23 protein-coding genes and 1 tRNA gene are annotated in these 25,731 nt (G+C 66.8%); 14 read left to right on the forward strand and 10 right to left on the reverse strand.

Annotation, left to right across the window (positions count from 1 at the left end):
• Window positions 1–40 precede the first annotated feature (40 nt).
• The gene (locus MC381_RS17895; RefSeq protein WP_251979119.1) at window positions 41–949 is read left to right on the forward strand and encodes a TIGR01777 family oxidoreductase; all 909 of its coding nucleotides are present in this window, start codon (window positions 41–43) and stop codon (window positions 947–949) included.
• On the opposite strand, the gene rapA is transcribed toward MC381_RS17895, so the two are convergent.
• Window positions 940–3,879, reverse strand: a complete 2,940-nt coding sequence (gene rapA, locus MC381_RS17900; RefSeq protein WP_251979120.1) for an RNA polymerase-associated protein RapA — start codon at window positions 3,877–3,879, stop codon at window positions 940–942. The two genes, MC381_RS17895 and rapA, sit on opposite strands and share 10 nt — an antisense overlap.
• A gap of 165 nt (window positions 3,880–4,044) precedes the next feature.
• Between rapA and MC381_RS17905 the strand changes: the two genes are divergently transcribed.
• Together MC381_RS17905 and MC381_RS17910 are read left to right on the forward strand one after the other, a co-directional pair.
• Entirely contained in the window at window positions 4,045–4,266 is a 222-nt protein-coding gene (locus MC381_RS17905) for a hypothetical protein (RefSeq protein WP_251979121.1), read from the forward strand.
• Window positions 4,267–4,344: 78 nt separating this feature from the next.
• On the forward strand, window positions 4,345–4,872 hold the full coding sequence (locus tag MC381_RS17910) for a sterol desaturase family protein (RefSeq protein WP_251979122.1): 528 nt from the start codon (window positions 4,345–4,347) through the stop codon (window positions 4,870–4,872).
• Here the strand turns inward: MC381_RS17910 and crtB are convergent.
• From crtB to ispB, 9 genes are all read right to left on the reverse strand, one after another.
• Window positions 4,811–5,746: a 15-cis-phytoene synthase CrtB gene (gene crtB / locus MC381_RS17915; RefSeq protein ID WP_251979123.1), complete on the reverse strand. Its 936-nt coding sequence runs from the start codon at window positions 5,744–5,746 to the stop codon at window positions 4,811–4,813. The genes MC381_RS17910 and crtB overlap by 62 nt on opposite strands.
• Window positions 5,743–7,239, reverse strand: a complete 1,497-nt coding sequence (locus MC381_RS17920) for a phytoene desaturase (RefSeq protein WP_251979124.1) — start codon at window positions 7,237–7,239, stop codon at window positions 5,743–5,745. The genes crtB and MC381_RS17920 overlap by 4 nt, the downstream gene beginning before the upstream one ends.
• On the reverse strand, window positions 7,236–8,402 hold the full coding sequence (gene crtY, locus MC381_RS17925; protein WP_251979125.1) for a lycopene beta-cyclase CrtY: 1,167 nt from the start codon (window positions 8,400–8,402) through the stop codon (window positions 7,236–7,238). The genes MC381_RS17920 and crtY overlap by 4 nt, the downstream gene beginning before the upstream one ends.
• Complete coding sequence (locus tag MC381_RS17930) at window positions 8,381–9,676, reverse strand: glycosyltransferase (RefSeq protein WP_251979126.1); 1,296 nt, start codon at window positions 9,674–9,676, stop codon at window positions 8,381–8,383. The genes crtY and MC381_RS17930 overlap by 22 nt, the downstream gene beginning before the upstream one ends.
• Window positions 9,673–10,716 carry a type 2 isopentenyl-diphosphate Delta-isomerase gene (gene fni / locus MC381_RS17935; protein ID WP_251979127.1) on the reverse strand — a complete coding sequence of 348 codons (1,044 nt, stop codon included), beginning with the start codon at window positions 10,714–10,716 and terminating at the stop codon, window positions 9,673–9,675. The genes MC381_RS17930 and fni overlap by 4 nt, the downstream gene beginning before the upstream one ends.
• A gap of 25 nt (window positions 10,717–10,741) precedes the next feature.
• Window positions 10,742–11,692 (reverse strand): polyprenyl synthetase family protein, encoded by a 951-nt coding sequence (locus MC381_RS17940; protein ID WP_251979128.1) that lies wholly within the window; start codon window positions 11,690–11,692, stop codon window positions 10,742–10,744.
• Window positions 11,693–11,968: 276 nt separating this feature from the next.
• Window positions 11,969–12,307, reverse strand: coding sequence for a hypothetical protein (locus tag MC381_RS17945; RefSeq protein ID WP_251979129.1), 339 nt, complete (start codon window positions 12,305–12,307; stop codon window positions 11,969–11,971).
• A gap of 389 nt (window positions 12,308–12,696) precedes the next feature.
• Window positions 12,697–12,773, reverse strand: a tRNA-Pro gene (locus tag MC381_RS17950).
• Window positions 12,774–12,864: 91 nt separating this feature from the next.
• Entirely contained in the window at window positions 12,865–13,839 is a 975-nt protein-coding gene (gene ispB / locus MC381_RS17955; protein WP_251979130.1) for an octaprenyl diphosphate synthase, read from the reverse strand.
• Window positions 13,840–14,097: 258 nt separating this feature from the next.
• On the opposite strand from ispB, the gene rplU reads away from it, so the two are divergent.
• The 11 genes from rplU to ispH all read left to right on the forward strand — a co-directional run bounded on the left by rplU (window position 14,098) and on the right by ispH (window position 25,618).
• Window positions 14,098–14,409, forward strand: a complete 312-nt coding sequence (gene rplU, locus MC381_RS17960) for a 50S ribosomal protein L21 (RefSeq protein ID WP_251979131.1) — start codon at window positions 14,098–14,100, stop codon at window positions 14,407–14,409.
• 34 nt (window positions 14,410–14,443) lie between these two features.
• Entirely contained in the window at window positions 14,444–14,701 is a 258-nt protein-coding gene (gene rpmA / locus MC381_RS17965) for a 50S ribosomal protein L27 (RefSeq protein WP_189446102.1), read from the forward strand.
• A gap of 94 nt (window positions 14,702–14,795) precedes the next feature.
• Complete coding sequence (cgtA, locus tag MC381_RS17970; protein ID WP_251979132.1) at window positions 14,796–15,989, forward strand: Obg family GTPase CgtA; 1,194 nt, start codon at window positions 14,796–14,798, stop codon at window positions 15,987–15,989.
• A gap of 94 nt (window positions 15,990–16,083) precedes the next feature.
• Complete coding sequence (proB, locus tag MC381_RS17975) at window positions 16,084–17,220, forward strand: glutamate 5-kinase (RefSeq protein ID WP_251979133.1); 1,137 nt, start codon at window positions 16,084–16,086, stop codon at window positions 17,218–17,220.
• Between the two features lie 243 nt (window positions 17,221–17,463).
• On the forward strand, window positions 17,464–17,730 hold the full coding sequence (rpsT, locus tag MC381_RS17980) for a 30S ribosomal protein S20 (RefSeq protein WP_251979134.1): 267 nt from the start codon (window positions 17,464–17,466) through the stop codon (window positions 17,728–17,730).
• Window positions 17,731–17,883: 153 nt separating this feature from the next.
• Window positions 17,884–19,458, forward strand: a complete 1,575-nt coding sequence (gene murJ / locus MC381_RS17985) for a murein biosynthesis integral membrane protein MurJ (RefSeq protein WP_251979135.1) — start codon at window positions 17,884–17,886, stop codon at window positions 19,456–19,458.
• 105 nt (window positions 19,459–19,563) lie between these two features.
• Window positions 19,564–20,721 (forward strand): bifunctional riboflavin kinase/FAD synthetase, encoded by a 1,158-nt coding sequence (gene ribF / locus MC381_RS17990; RefSeq protein WP_251979136.1) that lies wholly within the window; start codon window positions 19,564–19,566, stop codon window positions 20,719–20,721.
• A 9-nt stretch (window positions 20,722–20,730) separates the two neighbouring features.
• Window positions 20,731–23,589 carry an isoleucine--tRNA ligase gene (gene ileS, locus MC381_RS17995; RefSeq protein WP_251979137.1) on the forward strand — a complete coding sequence of 953 codons (2,859 nt, stop codon included), beginning with the start codon at window positions 20,731–20,733 and terminating at the stop codon, window positions 23,587–23,589.
• Window positions 23,582–24,133: a signal peptidase II gene (gene lspA / locus MC381_RS18000; RefSeq protein ID WP_374708188.1), complete on the forward strand. Its 552-nt coding sequence runs from the start codon at window positions 23,582–23,584 to the stop codon at window positions 24,131–24,133. The genes ileS and lspA overlap by 8 nt, the downstream gene beginning before the upstream one ends.
• Entirely contained in the window at window positions 24,130–24,576 is a 447-nt protein-coding gene (gene fkpB, locus MC381_RS18005; RefSeq protein WP_251979138.1) for an FKBP-type peptidyl-prolyl cis-trans isomerase, read from the forward strand. The genes lspA and fkpB overlap by 4 nt, the downstream gene beginning before the upstream one ends.
• A gap of 85 nt (window positions 24,577–24,661) precedes the next feature.
• Window positions 24,662–25,618, forward strand: a complete 957-nt coding sequence (gene ispH, locus MC381_RS18010; RefSeq protein ID WP_251979139.1) for a 4-hydroxy-3-methylbut-2-enyl diphosphate reductase — start codon at window positions 24,662–24,664, stop codon at window positions 25,616–25,618.
• Window positions 25,619–25,731 lie beyond the last annotated feature (113 nt).

Genomic DNA, 25,731 nt, shown 5'->3' on the forward strand with positions numbered 1-25,731 from the left:
GTCTTCGTAAAACAGCTTCGTATAACAGGGGGGATCCGTCATGCGCTTGTTGATCACGGGCGGTACAGGCTTTGTCGGTCGTCGTCTGGTCGAGCGGGCGCTCGCCGCCGGCCACGAGCCGATGGTGGTATCGCGGGATCCCGAGCGGGCCCGCTCGCGGTTGCCCGAAGGCGTCAAGATCGCTGCCAGTGCGACGGCGTTGGCCGAGGCGCGTCCGCAGGCCATCGTCAACCTCGCCGGAGAGCCGATCGCGGATCGCCGCTGGAGCGAAGCGCAGAAGGCTCGTCTGATCGCATCGCGCTGTGACACGACCCGCGACGTGGTCGAGCTGTGTCGGCAGTTGGACGCGGTCGGCGCGGCCCCCGGTGTTCTGGTCTCGGGGTCCGCGATGGGCTTTTACGGCGATCAGGGTGAGCGCGATGTGACCGAGGAGACGCCGCCTCACGAGGAGTTCGCCCATCAGCTGTGTCAGCGCTGGGAGTCGGAGGCGCAAAAGGCCGAGGCGTATGGCGTGCGTGTCGCGCGGCTGCGCATCGGCCTGGTGCTGGATGCCGGCGGCGGCACGCTGGCGAAGATGTTGCCGGCTTTTCGACTGGGTCTGGGGGGGCGGCTGGGCGACGGTCGCCAGTACATGCCCTGGGTGCACCGTGAGGATCTGGTCGGCATGCTACTGTTTCTGCTCGAGCGCGATGACCTTGGTGGGGCTTTCAACGGATCGGCGCCGAACCCGGTGACCAATGCCGAATTTACCCGCGCGCTGGGCCGGCATCTGCACCGACCGACCCGACTGTGCGTACCGGCACCCCTGCTCAAGTTCGGTCTCGGCGAGATGTCGAGGCTGCTGCTGACCGGCGCCCGCATGCGCCCTGCACGGCTGCAGGACGCCGGATTCACTTTCCGCTACGCGACGCTCGACGAGGCGCTGGCAGCCATTTTCGCTCAGCGCTGATCGTTGTCCACGGTCACGATCACGCGCACGGCGTCCAGCCGCAGCGTGGTGCCCTCGATGGCGGCATCCAGCGCGCCCCGTTCTTCGCGCAAGGCTTCGAGTTCGGTCTCGCGAATGGCGCCGTTATGCGCGGCGAGGGCCTGCAGCCGGCTCAACTCGCCATCCAGGGTGTCGCGCATCTGACGCTGAGCCTTTTCCACCAGCGTCGGCAGTTCGCGCTCGGCCTCCTGCTCGCCACGCTTGAGCAGGTTGCGCAGCTGGTCATGGCGGGTCTTGAGCAGCTCGCGCGACACGCCTTTCTTGACCCGTTGCAGGTTGCGCGACAGGCCGCTGAACGTGACCTTGTCCGACAGGTTGCTGCCGCTCTCGTCGAGCAGGACGCGAATGCCGGTATCGGGCAGGAAACGGCCCAGCTGCAGGTGTTTCGGCGCCGGACAGTGGGTGCGGAAGATCAGCTCTGCCATCAGTCGGCCGCCGGGAATGCCGGGATGCTTCAGCAGCGCCAGCGCGGTGTTGCCGAGGCTGGAGTCGAGCACGCGTTCCAGCACGCCGGTGACCAGCGGATGTTCCCAGGAGAGCCGCTGGACATCGTCGCGCGCCAGCGCCCGCGGACGCGAGTAGGTGGCGGTAAAGCCTTCGTCGTCCTTGGCCAGCCCCGGCAGGCTGTCGAGCATGTGCGAGCCGGGGGCGAGATGCATCAGACCGTTGCCGAGATCGCGGCTGTCGATACCGAAGATATCCAGCGCCTGGTCGACGTAGCGCGGCAGCGCGGCATCGTTGTCCAGCTCGACGACTTCGCGGATCACCGCATCGGCGCGTGCCGGGCGGCAGGCGTTCCACTCCAGTAGGCGATTGCGGCCCGCCTCGCGCTCGGCCAGGCGGGCGTCGTTGAAGGTGCGGGTCTCTTCGATCACCGCCTCCAGGCCGCTGGCATCGTCGAGGCACTCCGCGAGCGCTTCGCCGAAGGCATCGAGCACGTCGCCGCCGGCCGCATGCGGTGCCTGGAAGGCATCGAGGCCGTCGCGATACCAGCGCAGCAGCGTCTCGACCGGCGCCTCGGCGAGCAGCGGTACGTGGATATCGATCGGATGCCGTTGGCCGATACGGTCCAGGCGCCCGATACGCTGCTCCAGCCGGTCGGGGTGCCAGGGCAGGTCGAACATCACCAGGTGATGACAGAACTGGAAGTTGCGTCCCTCCGAGCCGATTTCCGAACAGATCAGCGCCTGACAGCCGGATTCGTCATCGGCGAAGGCGGCCGCGGCGCGGTCGCGCTCGACCAGGCTCATGCCTTCATGGAAGACCGGTGCGGTGAGACCGCCGCGGACGCGCAGCGCTTCTGCCAGATCGATGGCGGTCTGGCGAAAATGGGCAATGACCAGCACCTTAGTGTCGCTGCCCTGCGCGGCCAGCAGCGCCAGCAGCCAGTCGATACGCGGGTCGAGCTGCCACCAGGGCGTATCGCGCTGCAGCACGACATCGTCCAGCGCGCGGTAGGCGGCTTCCGGATAGAGTCGGGCGTCGCGGGTATCGAGATCGGCGGCAGTCAGGCGGGCGGCGACATGATCGTTGCCGTCGCGCAGCTCCGCCAGCGGCTCGCGGTAGGCATCCGGCATCGCCAGCGTCGTGGTGTGAAGATGCCGTTCGGGAAAGCCGCCGACATGGCGACGACTGTTGCGGAACATCACGCGACCGGTGCCGTGGCGATCCAGCAGCTGTTCGCGCAGCTGGCGCCGGGCCGCCTCGCGCTGGGCTTCGTCGCTTTCGGCCTCGACCAGGGTCGCCAGCAGGGCGCGACTGTCGGCGTCGTCGATCACCGCGGCGACCGTGGTCGCGGCTTCGGTGGCGGCCGGCAACTGCTCGAGCGCATCGATGGCGTCGGCAACCGCGGCGTAGCCGGTCTCCTCGGCGCGGAATCGCTCGAGATCGTGATAGCGGTCGGGGTCGAGCAGGCGCAGGCGCGCGAAGTGGCTCTCCAGCCCCATCTGCTCTGGCGTCGCGGTCAGCAGCAGCAGGCCGTCGATCTGCCGTGCCAGCCGCTCGACGCAGGCATAGCCTGTCCCCGCGGCGTCTGCCGACCACTCGAGATGATGCGCCTCGTCGACGATCATCAGGTCCCATTCGCCCGCTTCGGCCTGACGTTGGCGCTGCGGGTTGGCGAACAGCCAGTCCTGGCTGGCGAGAATGCACTGACCGCTATCGAACGGATTGTCGTCGCCCCAGGCGCTGCTCTGGGCTTCGTCGAGCAGCGTGACCGACAGCGAGAAGCGGCGCAGCAGTTCGATCAGCCACTGGTGGGTGAGACTGTCGGGGACCAGGATTAGCGCCCGCGAGGCGCGCCCGGTCAGCAGCAGTCGATGCAGGATCAGGCCGGCTTCGATGGTCTTGCCGAGTCCGACCTCGTCGGCCAGCATCACGCGCGGGGCGTGGCGGCGCGACACTTCGTCGGCAATGTATAGCTGATGCGGGATCAGGTCGATGCGCGGGCCGGCAAGGCCCAGCGCCGGACTGCGCGCGATACGCTGATGATGGTGCAGCGAGCGATAGCGCAGTTCGAACCAGTCGTTGCGATCGACCTGGCCGGTCAGCAGGCGATCCTGCGCCTGGTGAAAGCGCATGCTGTCGGAGAGCTTTGCCTCCGCCAGCGTGACGCTTGTGCCGCTGTCATCCTCGCCGTGGTAGACCACGCAGCCGTCGTGCTCCTCGACCTCGGTGACGTCGATGTGTCGGCCGTCGGCGGCATCGATGCGATCCCCCGGGGCGAATACCACGCGGGTCAGCGGCGCCTGGCGGGCGCTGTAGGTACGGGTTTCCTGACTGGCCGTGAACAGCACCGTTACGCTACGCGCGTCGACGCTGAGAATGGTGCCGAGCCCCAGCTCTGTCTCGCCGTCGCTGATCCAGCGCTGGCCGGGAGTGAAATCGCTCATGGTGCCTCGGTGGTGTTGTCGCTGCGGGGGTCGAATGGGCGACGCATTCTAGCGTAAAGCGAAGGCGGCCTTAAGCGCTCCGTGATCGCCCGGATCATCACTCGGCGTGCCGCCTCGGCAACGTTACACTGGGCGGGCAACGACAATCGAGACGAGGCAGGGAGCATGGCAGCAGACAGCAGGGATGACTTGCGGCGTATCGCGATCGCCAGTCAGGCCAGCGGGTTTGTCCTGATCATCGCGCTGGAGACCTGGCTGGGCGACGCCGCGAGGCCCTGGCAGGCGGTGACGCTGGCGCTGATGCTGGCGACCGCCGGCTGGCTGGCGCTGGTGCGTCGCTACCGGCGCAATCGCCGCCGCCGGCGGGCCGATGGTGAAGACGAGTGAGAGAACCGCTGTGCGACTGGCGTGCCGGCGCCAAGCGATTACGCTCAGAGGAGATGTCGTGAACCGGGGAGAGCCTCCTTGCTGTGGAATACCTTGATCGTCCTGTTCACCATTGCCGGCATGGAGATCTTCGCCGCGCTGACGCACCGCCATGTCATGCATGGTTTTGGCTGGGGTTGGCATCGTTCCCATCACCAGCCCCGGCGGCAACGCTTCGAGCGCAACGACCTCTACGCCGTGGTCTTCGCCACGATCGCCATCCTGCTGATCGCCTTTGGCACCCGTGGTGCCTGGCCGTTGCAGTGGATCGGTGCGGGCATGACCGCCTACGGGCTGCTCTATTTCATCGTCCACGATGGTCTGGTGCACAAACGCTGGCCGTTTCGTTACGTGCCGCGGCGCGGCTATCTGCGTCGTCTCTACGTCGCGCATCGCCTGCATCACGCGGTCAAGGAGCGCGAGCACGGCCTCTCCTTCGGTTTCCTCTATGCGCCGCCGACCGAGCGGCTGAAGGCCCAGCTGCGTCGGCGACAGGCCGCCGGCGCTAGCGGGGACGCTGCCACAACGCCTCGGGACGAGGACACGGCCGGTGTCGGCGAGCGCTGAGTGCCACGCCGCCGCCTGCGAGCAGCAGGCCGAGCTTTTCCGCCTTGCCGGTGCCTTGGCGCGTTGACCAGGCGTTCTCGCCGGCCACCGCCACCTTGAGGCCGATCCGCCGATAGACGCCACGTGCGGTGGCAATGGCCCACGCGGATCGCAGCGGCAGAGCGGGTAGGCCCTCGCGGGCGGAGGCGTAATAGGGCTCGGCGACGGCCACCAGGCGCCGTGCCATCTCGCCTAGCGCCGGTCGGTGTTGAGGTGCCGCGAGCTCGGCGCGTGGTACCGCGAATTCCTCAAGCCACGCCAGCGGCAGGTAGCAGCGATCCATCTGCGCATCGTCGACGATGTCGCGAGCGATATTGGTGAGCTGAAAGGCCAGCCCCAGGTCGCAGGCGCGATCGAGCACGGCGTCATCCCGCACACCCATCACGCGCGCCATCATCAGCCCCACCACGCCGGCGACGTGGTAGCAGTAGCGCAGCGTGTCGGCGAGATGCGGATAACGGTCGCCGCGCACGTCCATGGCGTAGCCGGTCAGGTGGTCGAGCGCCTGCGATTCGGGAATCTCGTGACGCAGCGCCACCTCCTGAAAGGCGGCGAAGGCGGGATCGGACATCGGCTCTCCGGCGCAGGCGCGGCGGGTCTCGGCCTCGAGTCGCGCCAGTCGCTGAGCCGGGCCGTCGGCGGCGTCCGCACCGGAACAGCCGGCCGCGAATCCAAGCTGCTGGCCGTCGATGACGTCGTCGCAGTGACGACACCAGGCGTAGAGCATCAGCGCGCTGCGCCGGGTGGCGGGATCGAAGAGCCTGGCGGCGGTCGCGAAACTCTTCGAGCCTGCGGCCATGGTCTGCGTCGCATGATCGAGTAACGGTTCGCTCATGCCGGCCTCTCCCGTTGGCCGATATCCTCGATCATCAGCCCCGCCGTTGCCTGCGCGGAGCCGATCACGCCCGGGATGCCGGCGCCCGGGTGCGTGCCGGCGCCTACCAGGTAGAGATTGTCGATCCGACTGTCGCGGTTATGCGGTCGAAACCAGGCGCTTTGGGTCAGAATCGGCTCGAGCGAGAATGCCGAGCCCTGATAGGCATTGAGCTGATCGCGGAAGTCGAACGGCGTGAAGTGCCGGTGTGTCACCAGCTGACTGCGCAACCCCGGCAGGTAGTGCTGCTCCAGGTAGTCGAAGATCCGCTCGCGCAGACGCGGCCCTTCGACGTCCCAGTCGAGAGCCGCCGTGCCCAGGTGCGGCACCGGCGCCAGCACGTAGTAGGCCCCGCTGCCCGCCGGCGCCAGCGTCGGGTCGGTGACGCAGGGGGCGTGGAGATAGAGCGAGAAGTCCTCGGCGAGCGCTGGCGCGTGGAAAATCTCGTCGATCAGCTCGCGGTAGCGGGGGCCGAAGCAGACCGTGTGATGCGCCAACTGGGTGTGGTTATGGTCGAGGCCAAAGTAGAGCACGAAGAGCGAGTTGCTCATGCGCTTGCGCTGGAGCCCCGCCGCGACCCGACGGCCGCGCGGATGATGGCCGAGTAGCCGCGCGTAGGTGTGCACGACATCGGCGTTGGAGGCGACCGCGCGTGCCGGTCGATAGTCGCCGTTGGCCAGGGTCACGCCGCGAATGCGATCGCCGCTCGTTTCGAGGCGTTCCACCGGGGCGCTCAGTTCGAGCTCGCCGCCGATATCGGTGTAGAGCTTCACCATGGCCTGAATCAGGGCGCCGGTGCCGCCACGCGGAAACCAGACGCCCCATTCGCGCTCGAGGGCGTGGATCAGGGTATAGATCGACGAGGTCGCGAACGGGTTGCCGCCCACCAGCAGCGAGTGGAAGGAGAACGCCTGACGCAGATGCTCGTCCTCGACAAAGCGGGAAACCTGCGCGTAGACGCTGCGCCAGGCCTTGAGCCTCGCCAGCTGCGGCGCGGCGCGGAGCATGTCACGGAAGGCCAGGAACGGCTTGGCACCGAGCTCGAGATAGCCTGCCTGGAAGACCTCGCGGGAGTAGTCGAGAAAGCGACGGTAGCCCGCGACGTCCGCGGGGTTGAGGCGCGCGATCTGCTGCTCCAGGTGCGTCTGATCGTTGTCGTAGTCGAAGCGCTCGCCGTTCTCCCAGCAGAGACGATAGAACGGCGTGACCGGCAGCAGCTCCACGTAGTCTTCCAGCCGTCGTCCGGCCAGCGTGAACAGCGCTTCCAGCGCGCTGGGGTCGGTGATCACCGTGGGGCCGGCATCGAAGGTGAAGCCGGCGTCTTCGTAGACATAGGCGCGTCCGCCGGGCTTGTCGCGGCTCTCCAGCAGCCGCGTCGGTATGCCGGCGGCCTGCAGGCGGATGGCCAGGGCCAGACCGCCGAAACCGGCACCGATAACGATCGTCTCGTTCATGTTGCAGCCTTCCTTGGCTTGTATTGCCACAGGGCGCCAAGCGCCTCGTGGAGGGGAACCGGCGGCTTGCCGACCAGAATCCGGGCCTTGTCGGCGAGGCGCGGATGGCCGGCGTAGAAGCGCGCGATCAGGTCTGCATCGAGCGTGTAGAAGCGCTGCATGACGCGCCAGCGCGACTCGGCGTCGCCGGCCAGAAACAGCATGCGATTGAGCATGCGGAAAAAACGCTGCTCGCGCCAGTGACCGGCGGCGAAGCGCTCGATCAGCGCTGTCAGCGCCGGCGCCTCGAGCGGCATCGCGGCGGCGATGCGCTCGGCCAGCGCCATGGCCACCGGCAGCGAGTAACCGGTCGTGGCGTGAAACAGGCCGGCGCGCAGGCCGCTTGTCGGCTGGGCGGCGAGCGCGGTCCGGAAGGCGGCCGGATCGCCCGCCAAGGTGATCGGCAGGTGGCCACGCTCTTCGCGCTCCTGCGTCGCCAGCTGCCAGCCCTGGGCAGTGGCGTAGGCGGCGATATTGCGCCGCGCACGCACGACATCCAGCGTCGCGTTGTCGACGTAGTGTGTGTCTTCGATCAGCAGGCACGTCGGCGACAGCGGCAGGGTGTAGACAAAGCGATAGCCGCCCTGCTGCTCGACGGTGGCATCCATCAGGATCGGCCGCGTCAGCCCGTGCGGGGCGGCGAGCTGCCACTGCTGGCCAACGAAGGCCTGCCAGCCGACGCGCAGGTGCGGCGAAGGCCGATAGCCGCGACCGTCGATCACCGCCGCCGCCTCGAGCCGCTCGCCGCTGTCGAGGATGACGTGGTCGGGGGCGACCTCGGCGACAACAGCGCGCGTGCGCAGCGCCTCGCCAAGCCGATTTTCCAGCTCGGCGGCGAAGCGTGCCGCGCTGATGCTGAGATAGCCGCCCTCGAGCGTGCGCGTGACGCGGGGAAAGCGGACGTCGTAGCCCGTCCAGCGGTGGGCCATCAGCGGCGCGATCGACGCATGCTGCGCCGGCGTGAGATCGCTTTGGTGAAACGACCAGGTGTGGTTGCCGCCGGCATGGGGGCCGGCCTCGAGCAGCAACACGGCCAGCTCGGGACGCTGCTGGCGCAGCTGCCAGGCGATCAGGCCGTTGGCGAGTCCGGCGCCGACCAGTATCAGATCCCAGCGCTTGCGCATCTCGCGACCTCCGGTGTCGATGATGACAGTCGCGTCTCGATCAGCTCGGCCGCACGCTGGCTGCCACCGAACGAAGGCTTCGCGGCGGCCAGGCGTTGCCGGTAGGTGGGCATCGTCAGCAGGCGCTCGAGCGTCGCCGCCAGACGCTGTCGACCCGCCCGGCGCGAGGCGCGTTCGCCGTAGCCGTGATAGACCACGCGGGCGGCCACGCCGGGCTGGTCAAAGGCGATTGGCAGTACCAGTGGCGGCGTACCGGCGGCGATGGCATCGAGCACCGTATTCAGGCCGCCGTGGGTGATGACGGCCTCCGCATGTGCCAGGGCGGTGCGCTGATCGACGAAGTCGGTGACGCAGCAGCCCTCGCGGGAGGCCAGGCGTGCGGCACGCTTGGCATTCAGACCACCACAGTGGGCGATCAACAGGCGGGCGCCGAGTTGCCGACAGGCCCCGGCGAGAGTATCGAACAGGCGGTAGCGATGCCCCTGCAGGGTGCCGAGCGAGGCGAACACGCGCGGCCGGCCGTCGGCGTCAAGCCAGGCGGCCGGGAGACCCGCTTCTGGCGTACCGTTGTCCGCTTGCGGGCGACGCAGGGCGCCAACGGCATGATAGCGCGCGGGGCGGGCGTGACGAGGGAAATCGAGCTCGGCGCCCGCCTGGCTGATCTGCAGCCGTGGCGACAGGCACTCGTGGAGGCTGCGACGCGGCGGTAGCCCAAAGCGCTCGGCGTGTCCGGCGATGACTCGGCCCAGGGGGCGCATCAGGTAGTCGTGAATCGACTCGCTGGTGCGGTACAGGCGCTGGGCCTTCTCGTCCTGCGCATAGCGAAACGGCATGACCGGCAGCGGCAGCCCCGGCTCGCGATTGATCGGCAGCGCGCAGGCCACCGACACATAGGGCAACTGCAGTGCTTCCGCGACCAGGCCGCCGGCGGCTTCCATCTGATCGGCGATCACGGCGTCGATATCGAGCCGCTCGAGCAGCGGTGGCAGCGTGCGGCAGAGTTGATCGGTGGTCGCTGCCATGTCGGCGATCAGCCGGCGGATCGATAGCCCCGATGCCCGGCGTGGACTGCGCACCGGTGCGCTGGGAGCGACGAAGCTGCCCTGACCGTCGACTGCGACGAAGTCGATATGCGGGTCATGCAGCAGACTGTCGGCACCGGCCTGATGCAGAAAAGTGACGCGATGGCCGCGGGCGATCAACGCCTCGGCCAGCGCTTGCAGGGCGGCGAAGTGGCTATAGAGTGCCGGTGCGATCACGGCGTAGTGGCTCAATCTCGCTCCCTCTCGTGAATCAGTGCGGCATGGCGTAGTGCCGCGAGATCGGCGCTGCCGGTGCAGAAGCAGGCGATACGAAGCTGCTCGATGACAACCCGGAAGTGATCGATGACGGCGTCACTCGAGTCGCCGGCGCTGGCCAGTGTCGCCGCGGCCTGGCCGACCAGGTCGGCGCCGAGTGCGAGTGCCTTGGCCACGTCGATGCCGTCGCGGATACCACCGGAGGCGATCAGCGGGACATGCGGTAGATCGGCGCGCAGGGCACGCACCGCCTCGGCGGTGGGAATTCCCCAGTCGGCGAAGGCCATGGCGACCGCTCGCTGCTGCGCGGTCGTTGCGCGCTCGCCTTCCACCGCGGCCCAACTGGTGCCCCCCGCACCGGCGACATCGAGCATGGCGACGCCGACCTCGGCGAGCTGCCGGCCGACCTCGGCGGAGAGGCCGGCGCCGACCTCCTTGACCACCACCGGTACCTCTAGCGCCTCGACGGTGCGGGCGATCGCCGCGAGCACGCCGTGCCAGTCGCGGTCGCCGCCGCGCTGTAGCGCCTCCTGTAGCGGATTGAGATGCACGATCAGCGCATCGGCATCGATCATCTCCACTGCGCGGCGGGCGTAGTCGAGCCCTCGCGCATGTCCCAGCTGGGCCGCGCCGAGATTGGCGAGCAGCGGCACGTCGGGGGCGAGGTCGCGCAGTGAGCGGTCGAGCCCCAGGTCCGCGGCCCCTTCGATCGCCACCCGCTGGGAACCGACGCCCATGGCGACGCCGAGCACCTGTGCCGCCTCGGCCAGGTGTCGATTGATACCGCGTGCCCGCTCGGCGCCACCGGTCATGGAGCTGATCAACAGTGGTGCGGCGAGCGAACGTCCGAACAGGCGGGTGGAGAGATCGATGGCATCGAGGTCCAGCTCCGGCAGTGCGCAGTGGCGGAAGTGCCAGCGGGCGAAGCCGGTACGGGCGCAAGAGGCTGCGCGGCCGGGGTCGAGCACGATGTCGAGATGGTCGTTCTTGCGCTGGAGCAGGTCGGCGTCGCTCATGTCGGGTCCGGGCCAGTGGCGGGTATCAGGGGGCGGTAAACGACACGGCAGCGGGCGCGGTATCGCCCGAGCAGGCCAGTCCGTCGAGCTGGCGCGTGAACCATGTATGGAGAAAAGCGTATGTGGCACCGTCGGCACCGCAGGCGCGAGCCAGCCCGGTGTCGACCGTTTGCAGGAGGCCCCGCAGACGGTGGCGGACTTCCTCTTCGCCGAGCAGGGCGACCAGCGTCGACTTTCCGCGATCCTGATCGGGGTCCTTGCCGGTATCGGGGGCGCCATCGGCGAGGTCGTCGAGCAGCTGGAAGCCTTGGCCGAGCGCCTGGGCTGCCTGGCGCAATGGCCGGCGCACCGCGTCGTCGGCATCGGTGGCGATGGCGGCAAGCAGCAGCGTCGCTTCGAACAGGGTGCCGGTCTTCAGGTCATTGGTGCAGGTGATCGCCTCGGCCCCGCGCGGAGCCTGACCCTCGGTGAGATCGAGAAACTGGCCGTGGACCAGCCCCTGCTGGCCGACGGCGCGCGCGAGCAAGCCGACGGCGGCGGTGCGCTGGTCGTCGCGCAGCCCGGGTGCTGCGGCCAGTGTCGCATAGGCGCTGCTGAGCAGCGCCACGGCGGCGAGAATCGCCACGCTCTCGCCGAAGCGGCGGTGGGTGGTCGGCTGGCCGCGACGCAGCGCGGCGTCGTCCATGCAGGGCAGATCGTCGAGCATCAGCGACGCGGCGTGGACCATTTCCACGGCGCAGGCCATGTCCAGCAGGCCGGTGGGCGACGGCGGGGTGCCGAAGTCGTGGGCCAACAGCAGCAGCAGTAGCGGCCGGATGCGTTTGCCGGGCGCCAGTACACCCTCACGCATGGCGGTACTGACCGGATCGCGGCAGTCCGCCGCGGGCAGGTGGTGTACGAGTCGCTCCTGCAGCGCCTGGCGCAGGGCGGCAAGGTCGGGCTCGCGCGTCGAGCGAGCGCTGGCGTGGCGTGTCATGGTCACCTTCCCTGGGCTCCTGCATTGGCGTGGGGGTTCCGGGGCACCTGTCGTCCGGGCCCGCTTGTCCGGACCGGTGCCGTCGTCGGCCGAGACACGAAACCTTACACAGGAAAGCTAGATGATGATCCGCAAGTTTGCCGGTTTGCGCACGGTTTTCGTTCTCCCTCGCGGCCGACGGGCGGATTGCCCATCGGCTGTAAGGCCCTCGGTGTCAAGTCGGCCGCGTTGGTGCATACGTCGTTCCGGCCATGCCGGATGCAGGAGCGCGACGAATTACTGCGATTCCAGGACAGGCGAGCATTGCTCGAGTGCCTTGGCGAGCTTGGGGGGGCGAGTGTCCTCGCTATCGCTGGGGTTATGTTCACGGCGCATGCGGCGAACCTCGGTCGCGGTAAAACGCTGCTGCAGTGCGTCGGTCGCACATTGGCAGTAGCGTTCGACCTTGGGGCCCTCGATGCCGGTGGCCGTCAGGTTGGCGCGACACTGGGCCTGGGCCGACTCGACGTCGCTGGTGGCCCATGGCGTGGGCGCCTCATCCGGCGTCTGCGCCAGAATGGGGAATGCGCTGAACGCCAGCGTGAACGACAGTGCCAGGCGCAGGCGGTTCGACATGGGGAGATCTCCTGTAACCAGCCCGAGGATATGGCGTGAAGGGCGTGCTTGCTGGGCGCAGGCGGTGTCGTCGCGCAATCGGTGGCCGTTCGGCCCGCCTCTCAGTTGTCATCTCTCTTCTTCCTCATCTACCACTCTAGTGGCGGTAACGACGTGCGCTATCCCTCTTTAGGCGAGCGGATCGTCTGCTGCCGCGAGCCGGGGTGGTGGATGGCGCGGCGTGGCGCTTGAGGGTGGACCGTGATTAGAAACAACAGGCTAAGGCTTGTCAAAACGCGCTCGCCGATGGAGCCAGAGCGCTCCGACCGGCGGACGCCGCCGAACATTCTGCCTGTCGAGCAAAGAAAAAGCGCCGCAAGACAGAGTCTTGCGGCGCTTTTCAAAATTCGTGGTCGGAGTGACAGGATTCGAACCTACGACCTCTGCCTCCCGAAGGCAGCGCTCTACCAAGCTGAGCTACACTCCGACGTTGTGTGTCGAGGGCGACTCGACGGGAGGGCATTATACGGATCCCGAGCCCCGGCGCAACCCCGTTTTTCAGGGAGTTGGGCGGCGCGTCATACTTGCCGGTCGACGGCGATGTGCGTCAGCTGCTCCATGCTCTCGCGATACGGGCTCGGCGCGAGAATTTCCAGCTGTTCGCGTGCCTTGGCTGCCATCTCCTCGGCGCGTTGCTGGGTGTACTCGAGGGCGCCGGTCGTGCGCACGATTTCGAGGACAGCGTCGAGCTGCTCCAGCCCGCCATCGGTGATCGCCTGACGGATCAGCGCGGCTTGGTCGGCGTTACCTTCGCGCATGGCATGGATCAGCGGCAGGGTCGGCTTGCCTTCGGCGAGATCATCGCCGACGTTCTTGCCCATGGTCTCGGCGTCGCCTTGATAATCGAGTAGATCGTCGATCAACTGGAAGGCGAGGCCGAGGTAGCGTCCGTAGAGCTGTAAAGCGCGCTCCTGCTCGGCGGTCGCGTCGGCGAGGATCGCGCCGCTGTGAGAGGCGGCCTCGAACAGCATCGCGGTCTTGCCCTGGATCGTGTCGAAGTAGTCGGACTCGGCGATATCGGCGTTGCCGATATTGGTCAGCTGTTGCACTTCGCCCTCGGCGATCACGCAGGTGGCGCTGGATAGCACCTGCATGATGCGCATCGAGCCCACCTCGACCATCATCTGGAACGAACGTGAGTAGAGAAAGTCGCCGACCAGCACCGACGGCGCGTTGCCCCAGGTATCGTTGGCGGTGGCTTTGCCGCGGCGCCGGCTGGACTCGTCGACGACGTCGTCATGCAGCAGTGTCGAGGTGTGCATGAACTCGATCAGTGTGGCCAGCGTGATGTGCCTGTCGCTCGCGTAGTCCAGCGAACGAGCGGCGAGCAGCACCAGCAGCGGGCGCAGGCGCTTGCCGCCGCTCTCGATGATGTACTGACCGATGGTTTCGACCAGAGGGATGCGCGACGCCAGTTGATTGAGAATCGTGCGATTGACGGCGGCGAAATCCTCAGCCACCGACGCATGGATGGATGCTGCGTTGGATTGCATGGTCGGCTTGTCACTGGTGCGGGTGGGGCCGTTCGAAGCCGGCCTTGGGCTGACGGGCTATGCTAGGTGGCCCCCTGGGGTGCGTCAAGCCGCGCGCCCGACGCGCGCGGGCCGTTGCGGGCTTGTGGAGAATGCTGTGAGTCGCTATAATCCGCGACCCAACTCATCCCGCTCCCTGTCAGATGGTTGCCAAAAGGGGCACCACTCGCCGCAGGCCGATCGAAGAGCACCAACCCCGATGAGTGTCCGGAGAGCAATATGTACGCTGTAATCAAAAGTGGCGGTAAGCAGTACCGCGTGCAGGAAGGTCAGACACTGAAGCTCGAGAAGCTGGAAGTGCCGACCGGTGAGACCCTCGAGCTTGACCAGGTGTTGCTGGTTGCCGACGGCGACGACGTCAAGGTCGGTGCGCCGCTGGTCGAGGGTGCCAAGGTGACTGCCGAGATCGTCTCTCACGGTCGTGGCGACAAGGTGCAGATCATCAAGTTCCGTCGCCGTAAGCACCACATGAAGCGTCAGGGCCACCGTCAGTGGTTCACTGAAGTCAAGATCACTGGAATCTCCGCGTAAGCGGATCATTCCCCCGACAGAAGAGGTATTCGCAATGGCTCACAAGAAGGCCGCCGGTAGTACGCGTAACGGTCGCGATTCCGAATCGAAACGCCTTGGTGTCAAGCTGTACGGTGGACAGAAAGCCATCGCCGGCAACATCATCGTGCGTCAGCGTGGCACCAAGTTCCACGCCGGCACTGGCGTCGGTATCGGCAAGGACCACACTCTGTTTGCACTGAATGACGGCGTCATCAAGTTCGAGCAGAAAGGTCCAAAGAACCGCAAGTTCGTGAGTGTGGTCTCCGCCTGAGACGTCACGAATGCTGCTTGAAAAAGCCCCGCCCAGGCGGGGCTTTTTCGTTTGTGCGGGATCCACATGAGCGGCGCGCCGCCGGGAGAGTGACATGCAGTTCGTCGATGAAACGTCGATTACCGTCGAGGCTGGCAGAGGGGGCAATGGCTGCCTCAGCTTCCGGCGCGAGAAATTCGTGCCCAAGGGCGGCCCGGACGGAGGCGACGGCGGCCACGGTGGCAGCGTCTATCTGATTGGTGATGAGTCACTGAACACGCTGATCGACTTCAAGTTCCAGCGCTTCTACAAGGCCCAGAATGGTCAGCCCGGACAGGGGCGCCAGATGAGCGGCAAGACCGGCGAGGACCTGCACGTCAAGGTGCCGGTCGGGACCACGGTGATCGACGAAGATACGCTCGAAGTGATCGCCGACGTCACCAGTGAAGGACAGGTCGTGCTGGTGGCTCAAGGCGGACGTCGCGGGCTTGGCAATATCCACTTCAAGTCCTCGACCAACCGTGCGCCGCGGCGTACCACGTCGGGCACGGACGGCGAGCGGCGCAAGCTGCGTCTGGAAATGAAGGTGATGGCGGATGTCGGTCTGCTCGGTCTGCCCAATGCGGGCAAGTCGACGCTGATCCGGGCCGTCTCTGCGGCCAAGCCCAAGGTCGCCAACTATCCCTTTACCACGCTGGTGCCCAACCTCGGCGTGGTCAAGCTGGGGCCGCACGAGCATTTCGTGATGGCCGACGTGCCGGGGCTGATCGAAGGCGCTTCGGATGGGGCCGGTCTCGGCCTGCGCTTTCTCAAACACCTGACGCGTACGCGGCTGTTGCTGCACGTGGTCGATGCGGCGCCGTTCGACGAGTCCGATCCGGTGGCGGCGGTCGACTCCATCGCCGGTGAGCTGGCGCGCTTTTCGCCGACGCTGGCCGAGCTGCCGCGCTGGCTGGTAATCAACAAGCTCGACCTGGTGCCGGAAGCGGAGCGCGAGGCGCGAGTTGCCGATATCGTCGAGCGCCTGGGCTGGCGCGGGCCTGTCTATCGGTTGTCGGCGATCGCCAGTGAGGGAACCGATACCCTGGTGCAGGCAGCGCACCGTTGGCTCACCGAGCAGCGTCAGCTGGAGCACGAAGACGAGACGGCGGCCGAGCGCGAGCGCGACATGCGGGCGCGCATGGAGGCAGAGTCGGTGGCCCGGGTCGAGGCGCATCAGGCACGGCTGCGGGTCAAGCGTGGCGAGGTCGAGGATGATCTCGACGATGACGACGACGATTATGACGTCGAGGTCGAGTACACCCGCTGAGCGGTGACGTCTCGGCAGTGGCGAATTACGGGCCCGCAGGGCGGGATGCCAGGGCCGGATGGCAGTGTCGGATAACAGGGTGGAGAGAGCGACGATGTCGGTGGAGCGGCAGGGCGGACGCGGGGCGCTCAAGAGCGCGAAGCGAGTAGTGGTCAAGATCGGCAGCGCGCTGTTGACCAACGACGGGCGCGGCCTCGATGAGCGCGCCATCGGCGATTGGGTTGACCAGATGGCGGCGCTGCACCAGCGCGGTATCGAGGTGGTGCTGGTCTCCTCCGGCTCGATCGCCGAGGGCATGGTGCGCCTCGGTTGGCACGAGCGGCCGACGGCCGTGCACGAGCTTCAGGCTGCCGCGGCGGTCGGTCAAAGCGGGTTGTCGCAGTGCTACGAGACGCATTTTGCGCGCCATCACCTGCGCAGCGCCCAGGTGCTGCTGACCCATGACGATCTCTCCAATCGCAAGCGCTATCTCAACGCGCGCTCGGCCCTGCGCACGCTGGTACAGCTCGGTGTGGTGCCGGTGATCAACGAGAACGACACGGTGGTCACTGACGAGATCCGTTTCGGCGACAACGATACCCTGGGCGCGCTGGTGGCCAACCTGCTCGAGGCCGATGCGCTGCTGATCCTGACCGATCAGGAGGGGCTGTTCGACGCCGATCCGCGCGGCAATCCCGATGCCCGGTTGATCAACGAGGGCGAGGCGGGCGATCCGGCGCTGGATGCGGTGGCCGGTGGTGGTGGCGTGCTCGGTCGCGGGGGCATGGCGACCAAGCTGCGCGCGGCGCGGCTGGCGGCGCGTTCCGGGGCCGTGACGGCGATCGCCAGTGGGCGTCAGCCGGCAGTGCTGAACCGGCTGCTCGACGGCGAATCGCTGGGGACGCTACTGCATCCGGATCACGCGCCGCTGGCCGCGCGCAAGCGCTGGCTGGCGGGGCAGCTTCAGGTGCGCGGGACGCTGACGCTCGATGCCGGGGCCGTGGAGGTGCTGCGCTCCCAAGGTTCCAGCCTGCTGCCCGTGGGAGTGCGTCGGGTCCAGGGGGTATTCAAGCGTGGCGACATGGTCGTCTGCGTCGATGAGCAGGGTGCGCGCGTGGCCAAGGGGCTGGTCAACTATGCGAGTGCCGACGCGGCGCGCCTGCTGGGGCAGCCGAGTCAGCGCATCGCCGAAATCCTCGGCTACGTGGAAGCCCCCGAGCTCATCCATCGCGACAACCTGGTGGTGCTCTGAGCGCGGCATGGCGCCCGTTTCTACTGGTATCGCGGAGAACGGCTGTGATAGAATCCCGCATCCTCTCAGACATGGCCCGTAAAGATCGTCGACATTGACGGTCGTCGTGACCCGAAACACCAGCGGTTCGGGCGCGATCGGAAAGATTTGGCCGAATCATTCAGGGCTCGCCTGAAGCGATTGCGAGTGGCCCTGGTGACTTAACTTACAGAATTGACTGTCAACATCTCCAAGGAGTCGACGGTGGCGAATACCAAGCAGGCGCGCAAGCGCGCACGTCAGGCGGAAGACCGCCGCATTCACAACGCCAGTCAGCGTTCCATGGTCCGCACTTATATCAAGCGCGTGATCAAAGCGATCCAGACCGGCGATCAGGCTCAGGCCAACAGCGAGTTCAAGGCGGCGCAGCCGGTCATCGACCGCATCGCCGACAAGGACGCCTTCTCCAAGAAGAAGGCCGCTCGCATCAAGAGCCGCTTGAACAAGCGAATTAAGGCGCTGGCTGCCTGAGCCGGACGCGCTTGACGAAAAAACCGGCTTCGGCCGGTTTTTTTGTGCCAGCTCTTTGCGTCGTGCGTTGGCGCTCGGGTGGGCGCAACGCCGACATGTCGAGAGCAGGACGATGGCAGGCGGGATGACGAGAAACTCTGGCGGAGTCGCGGCATGAGCGAGAAGTCCACATCGACGGCGGCCGTGGCGGCGCGTGGCGGGTTGCTGCGCTCCGGCATGGTGGTCAGCACGATGACCCTGGTGTCGAGGGTGCTGGGGCTGGTGCGTGACGTGGTCATCGCCATGCTGCTGGGCGCCGGTAGCGGGGCGGACGCTTTCTTCGTCGCCTTCAAGATCCCCAACTTCATGCGTCGGCTGTTTGCCGAGGGCGCCTTCAATCAGGCTTTCGTACCGGTACTGTCGGAGTACGCCACGCAGCGCACCCGTGCCGAGGTGCGCGAGCTGCTCGATGCCGTGGCCGGTAGCCTCGGCTTCGTGCTGGTGTTGATCACGGCGCTGGCCATTGCTGCCTCGCCCTGGCTGGTCTGGGTGTTCGCGCCCGGCTTCCAGTCCGACCCCGGTAAGCTGGCGCTGACGGCCGAGATGCTTCGGCTGACCTTTCCCTACCTGCTGCTGATCTCGCTGACCGCCTTCGCCGGCAGCGTGCTCAACACTTGGGAGCGTTTCGCGGTGCCGGCCTTTACGCCGGTGTTGCTGAATCTCTGTCTGATCGGCTCGGCGATGTGGCTGACGCCGCTGATGCGCGATCCCGCACTGGGGCTGGCCTGGGGCGTACTGATTGCCGGTGCGGCGCAGTTGCTGTTCCAATTGCCGTTCCTGGCGCGCCTGGGGCTGACGCCTAGGCCGTGGCCGAACTTCCGGCACGCTGGCGTGCGCCGCATTCTGGCGCTGATGGCGCCGGCGCTGTTCGGGGTCTCGGTGTCGCAGATCAACCTGCTGCTGGATACCGTGCTGGCCTCGTTCCTGGTCTCCGGGAGTGTCTCCTGGCTCTACTACTCGGACCGGCTGGTGGAACTGCCGTTGGGAGTCTTCGGCATCGCGATCGCCACCGTGATCCTGCCCGCGCTCTCCAAGCGCCATGCTGAACAGTCCCGTGAGCACTTCTCGCACATGCTCGACTGGGCGCTGCGCATGGTGCTGCTGATCGGACTGCCCTCGGCGCTGGCGCTGGTGCTGCTCGCCGAGCCGCTGCTGGTCAGTCTGTTCCACTACGGCGCGATGACCGATCACGACGTGGTGATGGCGGCGCGCAGCCTGCGCGCCTATGCACTGGGGCTGCTGGCCTTCATGCTGATCAAGGTGCTGGCGCCGGGCTACTACGCGCGCCAGGATACCCGCACGCCGGTAAAGATCGGTGTGGTGGCGATGTTCGCCAACATGGTGCTGAACCTGGCGCTGATCGTGCCGCTGGCGCACGCGGGGCTGGCGTTGGCGACGGCGCTCTCGGCGTTTCTCAACGCCGGGCTGCTGGGACTGGGGCTGCGCCGACGCGGAGTGTTGACGTTCCAGCCCGGCTGGGGGCGCTACGCGGTCCAGGTGCTCGGCGGCTGCACGCTGATGGGTGCCGGGTTATGGTGGCTGACGCCGGAGTGGCATGCCTGGGTTGGCTGGAGCGCCTGGCGGCGTGCTGCCGAGCTGGCACTACTGGTCGTCGGCGGTGTGATGGCCTACTTCGGCTGGCTGGCGCTGACCGGCGTGCGCCTGCACCACTTCCGATTGCGTGGCTAAGCGTGACGGCGGGCGCCGAATTGAGACAGGCTGGGCGCGGGCCCATGGTTATGTCGAGGCGAGACCCTTGGTTATAATGACATCCTTTGAGAACGGCGAGTCGGCATGCAACTGATTCGAGGTCTGCACAACCTGGCATCCGGTCGCGCGCGCGCCGCGCAGGCTTCAGCCTCGCAGGTGGCAGCGGGCTGCGTCGCGACGATCGGCAATTTCGATGGCGTGCACCTCGGGCACCAGGCGATTCTCGAGCAGCTCAAGGCGCTGTCGCGGTCGGCCGGGCTGCCACTGACGGTGGTCATCTTCGAGCCGCAGCCACGGGAGTACTTTGCCGGTGACCAGGCGCCGCCACGCCTGACTCGTCTGCGCGACAAGGTGGCGTTGCTCGCCGCGCTCGGCGTCGACCGTGTGCTCTGTCTGCCGTTCAACGCGGCCCTGCGCAGCCTCACTGCAAACGAGTTCATCGAGCGCGTCCTGATCGACGGTCTCGGCGTGCGCCATCTGGTGGTCGGCGACGACTTTCGCTTCGGCTGCGATCGTGCCGGGGACTTCTCTCTGTTGAAGGCGGTCGGCCATCAGCGCGGTTTTGCCGTCGAGCATACCCGGACCTTTACGCTCGATGACGAGCGAGTCTCTAGCACCCGGGTGCGTACCCTGCTGGCGAGCGGCAACTTCTATCAGGCAGCGCGCATGCTGGGGCGGCCCTATGCGTTTCAGGGGCGCGTAGTGCGCGACCGTCAGTTGGGGCGGACGATCGGCGTTCCCACGGCCAACATACCGCTGCCGCAGCGGCCGCTGGCGATGCGAGGCGTGTTTGCCTGTGCGACCCGCCTGCCCGACGGTGAGTGGGTCGCGGGCGTCGCCAATATCGGCTGGCGACCGACCGTCGGCGCCGAGCGCCCGATGCTTGAAGTTCATCTGCTCGATCGCGAGCTCGACCTGTACGGATCGTCCCTGACCGTGGTGCCCTGCGCGCGCCTGCGCGGCGAGATCCGCTTTGATGGCTTCGACGCGCTGGTGAACCAGATTCGCTGCGATCTGGATGGCGCCCGACGCTATTTCGTCGCGGCATCAGGTGGCGCCGGCGCGTCCGAAAGCGTCGAGTCGCCGCATGACGCCCCCACCGCGGCCATCGAAGAGACCGGCATCATCGCTGCCACGTTACCGCAATCCCGTTTCCCGCTGGCATCGGCGCCGCTGCCGCCCGAGCCCTCGAATGCCGACGCTCACGCAGGCCCGGCGCCCACCGATACCCGAGATGACTGAATCCTTGCCATGAGCGACTACAAGCACACGCTGAACCTGCCTTCGACCGACTTCCCCATGCGCGGCAACCTGCCGTCGCGGGAGCCGTCGCGCATCGCGCAGTGGAATGACATGAATCTCTATGCCCGGCTGCGCGAAGCGCGTCAGGGCTGCGAGCGCTTCGTGCTCCACGACGGCCCGCCGTACGCCAACGGCAGCATCCATATCGGCCACGCGGTCAACAAGCTGCTCAAGGACTTCATCGTCAAGTCGAAAAGCCTGGCTGGCTTCGATGCACCCTACGTGCCGGGCTGGGACTGTCATGGCCTGCCGATCGAGCATAAGGTCGAGACGACTCACGGCAAGCATCTGTCGGCGGACGAGGCGCGCGCGCTCTGTCGCGACTATGCCGGTGCTCAGGTCGAAGTGCAGAAGGAAGGTTTCGTACGGCTCGGCGTACAGGGCGACTGGGGCAATCCCTATCTGACCATGAACTACGTCAACGAGGCGGGCGAGATCCGCGCGCTGGCGAAGATGGTCGAGGGTGGCTATGTGTTCAAAGGGCTCAAGCCGGTCAACTGGTGCTTCGACTGTGGCTCGGCGCTGGCCGAAGCGGAGGTCGAATATCAGGACAAGCAGTCTGACGCCATCGATGTGGCCTTTCCCAGCGTCGATGACGACAAGCTGGCGGCGGCGTTCGGTCTCGAGGCGTTGCCCAAGCCGGCTGCCGCGGTCATCTGGACCACGACGCCCTGGACCATTCCGGCTAACCAGGCGCTCAACGTCCACCCGGAATTCACCTATGCGCTGGTCGATACCGGCGAACGCCTGCTGCTGCTGGCCGAAGAGCTGGTCGAAAGCTGCCTCGCGCGTTTTGCGCTCGCCGGCGATGTCATCGCCACCGCACCGGGCGCCCGCCTCGATCGTCTCGCTTTTCAGCATCCGCTGGCCGTCAGCGATGCCGGTTTCGCGCGCCAGTCGCCGATCTATCTCGCCGACTACGTCGAACTCGGTGCCGGTACCGGACTGGTCCACTCCGCGCCGGCCTACGGCGAGGACGACTTCGTGACCTGCCGCGCCTATGGCATGTCCTTCGACGAGATCCTCAATCCGGTGCAGAGCCACGGCGTCTACGCCGACGATCTGCCCTTGTTCGGTGGGCAGATGATCTGGAAGGCCAATCCGCAGATCGTCGCCGCGCTCGAGGCCGCTGGCGCGCTGCTGGCACATGAGAAGATTTCGCACAGCTACATGCACTGCTGGCGCCACAAGACGCCGGTGATCTACCGCGCCACCGCTCAATGGTTCGTCGGCATGGATCGCGAAGGCGCCGATGGTCGGACGCTGCGCGACAAGGCGCTGGCCGGCGTCGATGCCACCGATTTCATTCCCGGCTGGGGGCAGGCACGCCTGCACTCGATGATCGCCAACCGTCCTGACTGGTGTATCTCGCGGCAGCGCAATTGGGGCGTACCGATTCCGTTCTTCCTCCACCGCGCCAGCGGCGAGCTGCATCCGCGTACCGTCGAACTGATGGAAGCGGTCGCCACGCGCGTCGAGGCGGAGGGTATCGATGCCTGGTTCAAGCTCGAGCCGAGCGATCTACTGGGTGACGAGGCGGCCGACTACGAGAAGGTCACCGATACGCTCGATGTCTGGTTCGACTCCGGCACCACCCACTGGCACGTGCTGCGCGGTTCGCATCCGCTCGGTCACGACAACGGCCCGCGAGCGGATCTCTACCTGGAAGGTTCGGACCAGCATCGCGGCTGGTTCCACTCGTCGCTGCTGACCGGCTGTGCGATCGACGGTCACGCCCCTTACAAGGCGCTGCTGACCCACGGTTTTACCGTCGACGAAAAGGGCCGCAAGATGTCCAAGTCGCTCGGCAACGTGGTCGCGCCGCAGCAGGTGATGGACAAGCTCGGTGCCGACATCCTGCGTCTGTGGGTGGCCTCCACCGACTACTCCGGCGAGATGGCGGTTTCCGACGAGATCCTGAAGCGTACCGCGGACGTCTATCGGCGTATTCGCAACACCTCGCGCTTCCTGCTCGGTAACCTCAGCGGCTTCGATCCGGCCGAGCACCTGGTCGACTTCGACGACATGCTGGCGCTCGACCGCTGGGCGGTGGATCGCGCGGCGGTGCTGCAGTCACGGATACAGAAAGCCTACGCCGACTATCGCTTCCGCGATGTCTACCAGCAGGTGCACGACTTTTGCGCCCGCGATATGGGCGGCTTCTACCTCGATATCATCAAGGATCGCCAGTACACCACCCAGGCCGATTCGCTGGCCCGCCGCAGCTGCCAGAGCGCGCTCTACCATATCGTCGAGGCGCTCTCGCGCTGGGTCGCGCCGATCCTCTCGTTCACCGGCGAGGAGATCTTCGAGAATATCCCCGGGGCGCGTGGCGAGAGTGTACATCTCGAGACCTACTACACAGGGCTGCGCGAGCTGCCGGCGGACACAACCGGCGACGCGATGGGGCGCGAGTTCTGGGAGCAGGTGATCGCGGTCAAGCAGGCGGTCAACAAGCAGCTCGAGGACGCGCGCAACCAGGGCGTGATCAAGGGGGCGCTGGACAGCGAGGTCACACTGTACGTCGATGAGACGCTGCAGGCGCTGCTGTCGCGCTTCGAGGACGAGCTACGCTTCGTGCTGATTACCTCCGAGGCGACACTGGCGCCGCTGGCGGAGGGTGGCGACGCCCGCGCCACCGAGCTCGACGGGCTCAAGGTCGCCGTACGGCTGAGTCCGTACGAGAAGGATGAGCGTAGCTGGGAGCGTCGCCCGGACGTGGGCGCCGATCCCGCGCACCCGACGTTGTCCGCGCGCTCCATCGCCAACCTGCCGGGTGGCCCGGGCGAGGTACGCCGCTTTGCCTGATCTCTCCGCTTCCCGTGAGCCGGCGACGCCGGCGCGCATGCATCGCCCGCTGCGCTGGCTCTGGCTTTCGCTGGTCGTTATCGCGCTCGATCTGGGATTCAAGGCGCTGGCCTCGGCGCATCTCGACTACGGTCGCCCGCTCGAGGTGCTGCCGGTCTTCAACCTGACGCTGCTGCACAACACCGGGGCGGCCTTCAGCTTCCTGGCCGAGCATGCGGGCTGGCAGCGCTGGTTCTTCGCCCTGATCGCCGTCGCCGCCAGCGTCGGCCTGACGGTCTGGCTCTCCCGGCTCAAGCGCGGCGAGACGCTGACCGCGGTATCGCTCGCGCTGGTGATCGGCGGGGCAATCGGCAATCTCTACGACCGGCTTGTTCACGGTTATGTGGTCGACTACCTGTCGTTCCACTGGGGGCCACACTACTACCCGGCCTTCAACCTGGCGGATACGGCGATCACGCTGGGCGCCATCGGGCTGATTCTGCAGTCGCTGTTCGAGTCGCGCCGTCAGCGCGCCTCGCGGACAACCACCGGAGGGGACTCATGAGCGAAGCGTACCGTATCGACGAGGGGATGGAGGTCACGCTGCACTTCACGGTCAAGCTCGAGGACGGCGACGTGGTCGACTCGACACGTGACAAGGCGCCGGCCACCTTTCAGCTCGGCGACGGCAATCTGCCGCCGGGCTTCGAGGCGCCGCTCAAGGGCATGGGCGTCGGCGACGAAGGCGCCTTCTCCATCGATCCGGAGCACGCCTTCGGGCAGCACAATCCACAGAACGTGCAGCGGCTCTCCCGCGATGCCTTCGAGGAGGCGGTCGAGCCCGGCACGGTGATGTCGTTCGCCGATCCGGCTGGCGGCGAACTGCCGGGTGTGATCGCCAGTGTCGATGAGCGCCACGTCGAGGTCGACTTCAATCATCCGCTGGCAGGGCGTACCCTGACCTTCGAGGTCGAGATCATCGACGTGCGTCCGGCCACCACCCACTGACGCCTGATCCCCACTGAAGCCACGCTCCCGGTGATTGCCGGCCGGGGGCGCTTCGAATTCAGCGGTTCCCTAGCGCGAGGTTCGTATGCAAATTAAGCTGGCCAATCCCCGCGGTTTCTGTGCCGGCGTCGATCGCGCCATCGACATCGTCAACCGGGCGCTCGACGTGTTCGGCCCGCCGATCTACGTGCGCCACGAGGTGGTTCACAACCGCTTCGTGGTGGACAACCTGCGCGAGCGCGGCGCGATCTTCGTCGAAGAGCTCGATGAAGTGCCCGATGATGTCATCGTCATCTTCTCCGCCCACGGCGTCTCGCGTGCGGTGCAGGAGGAGGCAGAACGGCGCGGCCTCAAGATCTTCGACGCCACCTGCCCGCTGGTGACCAAGGTGCACATGGAAGTGCTGCGCTACGCCAAGCGTGGCCAGGAGTGCATCCTGATCGGGCATGCCGGGCATCCCGAGGTCGAAGGCACCATGGGCCGCTACGATGAGCGCTATGGCGGCAAGATTCACCTGGTCGAGCACGAGGACGACGTGCCCAATTTGCCGGTGCGCGATCCGTCCCGACTCTCGTTCGTCACTCAGACCACGCTGTCCATGGACGACACCGCCAAGGTGATCGACGCCCTGCGCGAGCACTTCCCCGAGATTCAGGGGCCGCGCAAGGACGACATCTGCTACGCCACCCAGAACCGGCAGGACGCGGTGCGCGAACTGGCCGATACGTCCGACCTGGTACTGGTGGTCGGCAGCGTCAACAGCTCCAACTCCAATCGCCTGCGCGAACTCTCGGAACGGATCGGTACGCCGGCCCATCTGATCGACGATGCCGAGCAGATCGAGGCGAGCTGGCTCGAGGGCGTTGGCACCATCGGCATTACGGCCGGTGCCAGCGCGCCGGAAGTCCTGGTCAACGGCGTGATCGAGCGGCTCAAGGCGCTCGGTGCCGACGCGCCGGAAGAGCTCGACGGTCGTCCGGAAACCATCACCTTCTCCATGCCGCGCGAACTGCGCGAGCGGGTCATCGCCAGCGCTGAGTGACGCTTCAGACGGCGCTCTTCGCTCGCGCGGCCCTGCACCAGCCGGTGCAGGGCCTGCCTAAACTTTCCCGCCGGCCGGTCGATAACGTGCTTATCGACGTGGCATTGCCGGCC

The organism is Salinicola avicenniae, assembly GCF_023736115.1.
Classification (GTDB): Bacteria; Pseudomonadota; Gammaproteobacteria; order Pseudomonadales; family Halomonadaceae; genus Salinicola; species Salinicola avicenniae.

Bases quoted from the DNA above. Each gene is read 5' to 3' on its own strand.
- MC381_RS17895 (WP_251979119.1), top strand. From the start codon at position 41: ATGCGCTTGTTGATCACGGGCGGTACAGGCTTTGTCGGTCGTCGTCTG.
- rapA (WP_251979120.1), bottom strand. From the start codon at position 3,879: ATGAGCGATTTCACTCCCGGCCAGCGCTGGATCAGCGACGGCGAGACA.
- MC381_RS17905 (WP_251979121.1), top strand. From the start codon at position 4,045: ATGGCAGCAGACAGCAGGGATGACTTGCGGCGTATCGCGATCGCCAGT.
- crtB (WP_251979123.1), bottom strand. From the start codon at position 5,746: ATGAGCGAACCGTTACTCGATCATGCGACGCAGACCATGGCCGCAGGC.
- MC381_RS17920 (WP_251979124.1), bottom strand. From the start codon at position 7,239: ATGAACGAGACGATCGTTATCGGTGCCGGTTTCGGCGGTCTGGCCCTG.
- crtY (WP_251979125.1), bottom strand. From the start codon at position 8,402: ATGCGCAAGCGCTGGGATCTGATACTGGTCGGCGCCGGACTCGCCAAC.
- fni (WP_251979127.1), bottom strand. From the start codon at position 10,716: ATGAGCGACGCCGACCTGCTCCAGCGCAAGAACGACCATCTCGACATC.
- MC381_RS17940 (WP_251979128.1), bottom strand. From the start codon at position 11,692: ATGACACGCCACGCCAGCGCTCGCTCGACGCGCGAGCCCGACCTTGCC.
- MC381_RS17945 (WP_251979129.1), bottom strand. From the start codon at position 12,307: ATGTCGAACCGCCTGCGCCTGGCACTGTCGTTCACGCTGGCGTTCAGC.
- ispB (WP_251979130.1), bottom strand. From the start codon at position 13,839: ATGCAATCCAACGCAGCATCCATCCATGCGTCGGTGGCTGAGGATTTC.
- rplU (WP_251979131.1), top strand. From the start codon at position 14,098: ATGTACGCTGTAATCAAAAGTGGCGGTAAGCAGTACCGCGTGCAGGAA.
- rpmA (WP_189446102.1), top strand. From the start codon at position 14,444: ATGGCTCACAAGAAGGCCGCCGGTAGTACGCGTAACGGTCGCGATTCC.
- cgtA (WP_251979132.1), top strand. From the start codon at position 14,796: ATGCAGTTCGTCGATGAAACGTCGATTACCGTCGAGGCTGGCAGAGGG.
- proB (WP_251979133.1), top strand. From the start codon at position 16,084: ATGTCGGTGGAGCGGCAGGGCGGACGCGGGGCGCTCAAGAGCGCGAAG.
- murJ (WP_251979135.1), top strand. From the start codon at position 17,884: ATGAGCGAGAAGTCCACATCGACGGCGGCCGTGGCGGCGCGTGGCGGG.
- ribF (WP_251979136.1), top strand. From the start codon at position 19,564: ATGCAACTGATTCGAGGTCTGCACAACCTGGCATCCGGTCGCGCGCGC.
- ileS (WP_251979137.1), top strand. From the start codon at position 20,731: ATGAGCGACTACAAGCACACGCTGAACCTGCCTTCGACCGACTTCCCC.
- fkpB (WP_251979138.1), top strand. From the start codon at position 24,130: ATGAGCGAAGCGTACCGTATCGACGAGGGGATGGAGGTCACGCTGCAC.
- ispH (WP_251979139.1), top strand. From the start codon at position 24,662: ATGCAAATTAAGCTGGCCAATCCCCGCGGTTTCTGTGCCGGCGTCGAT.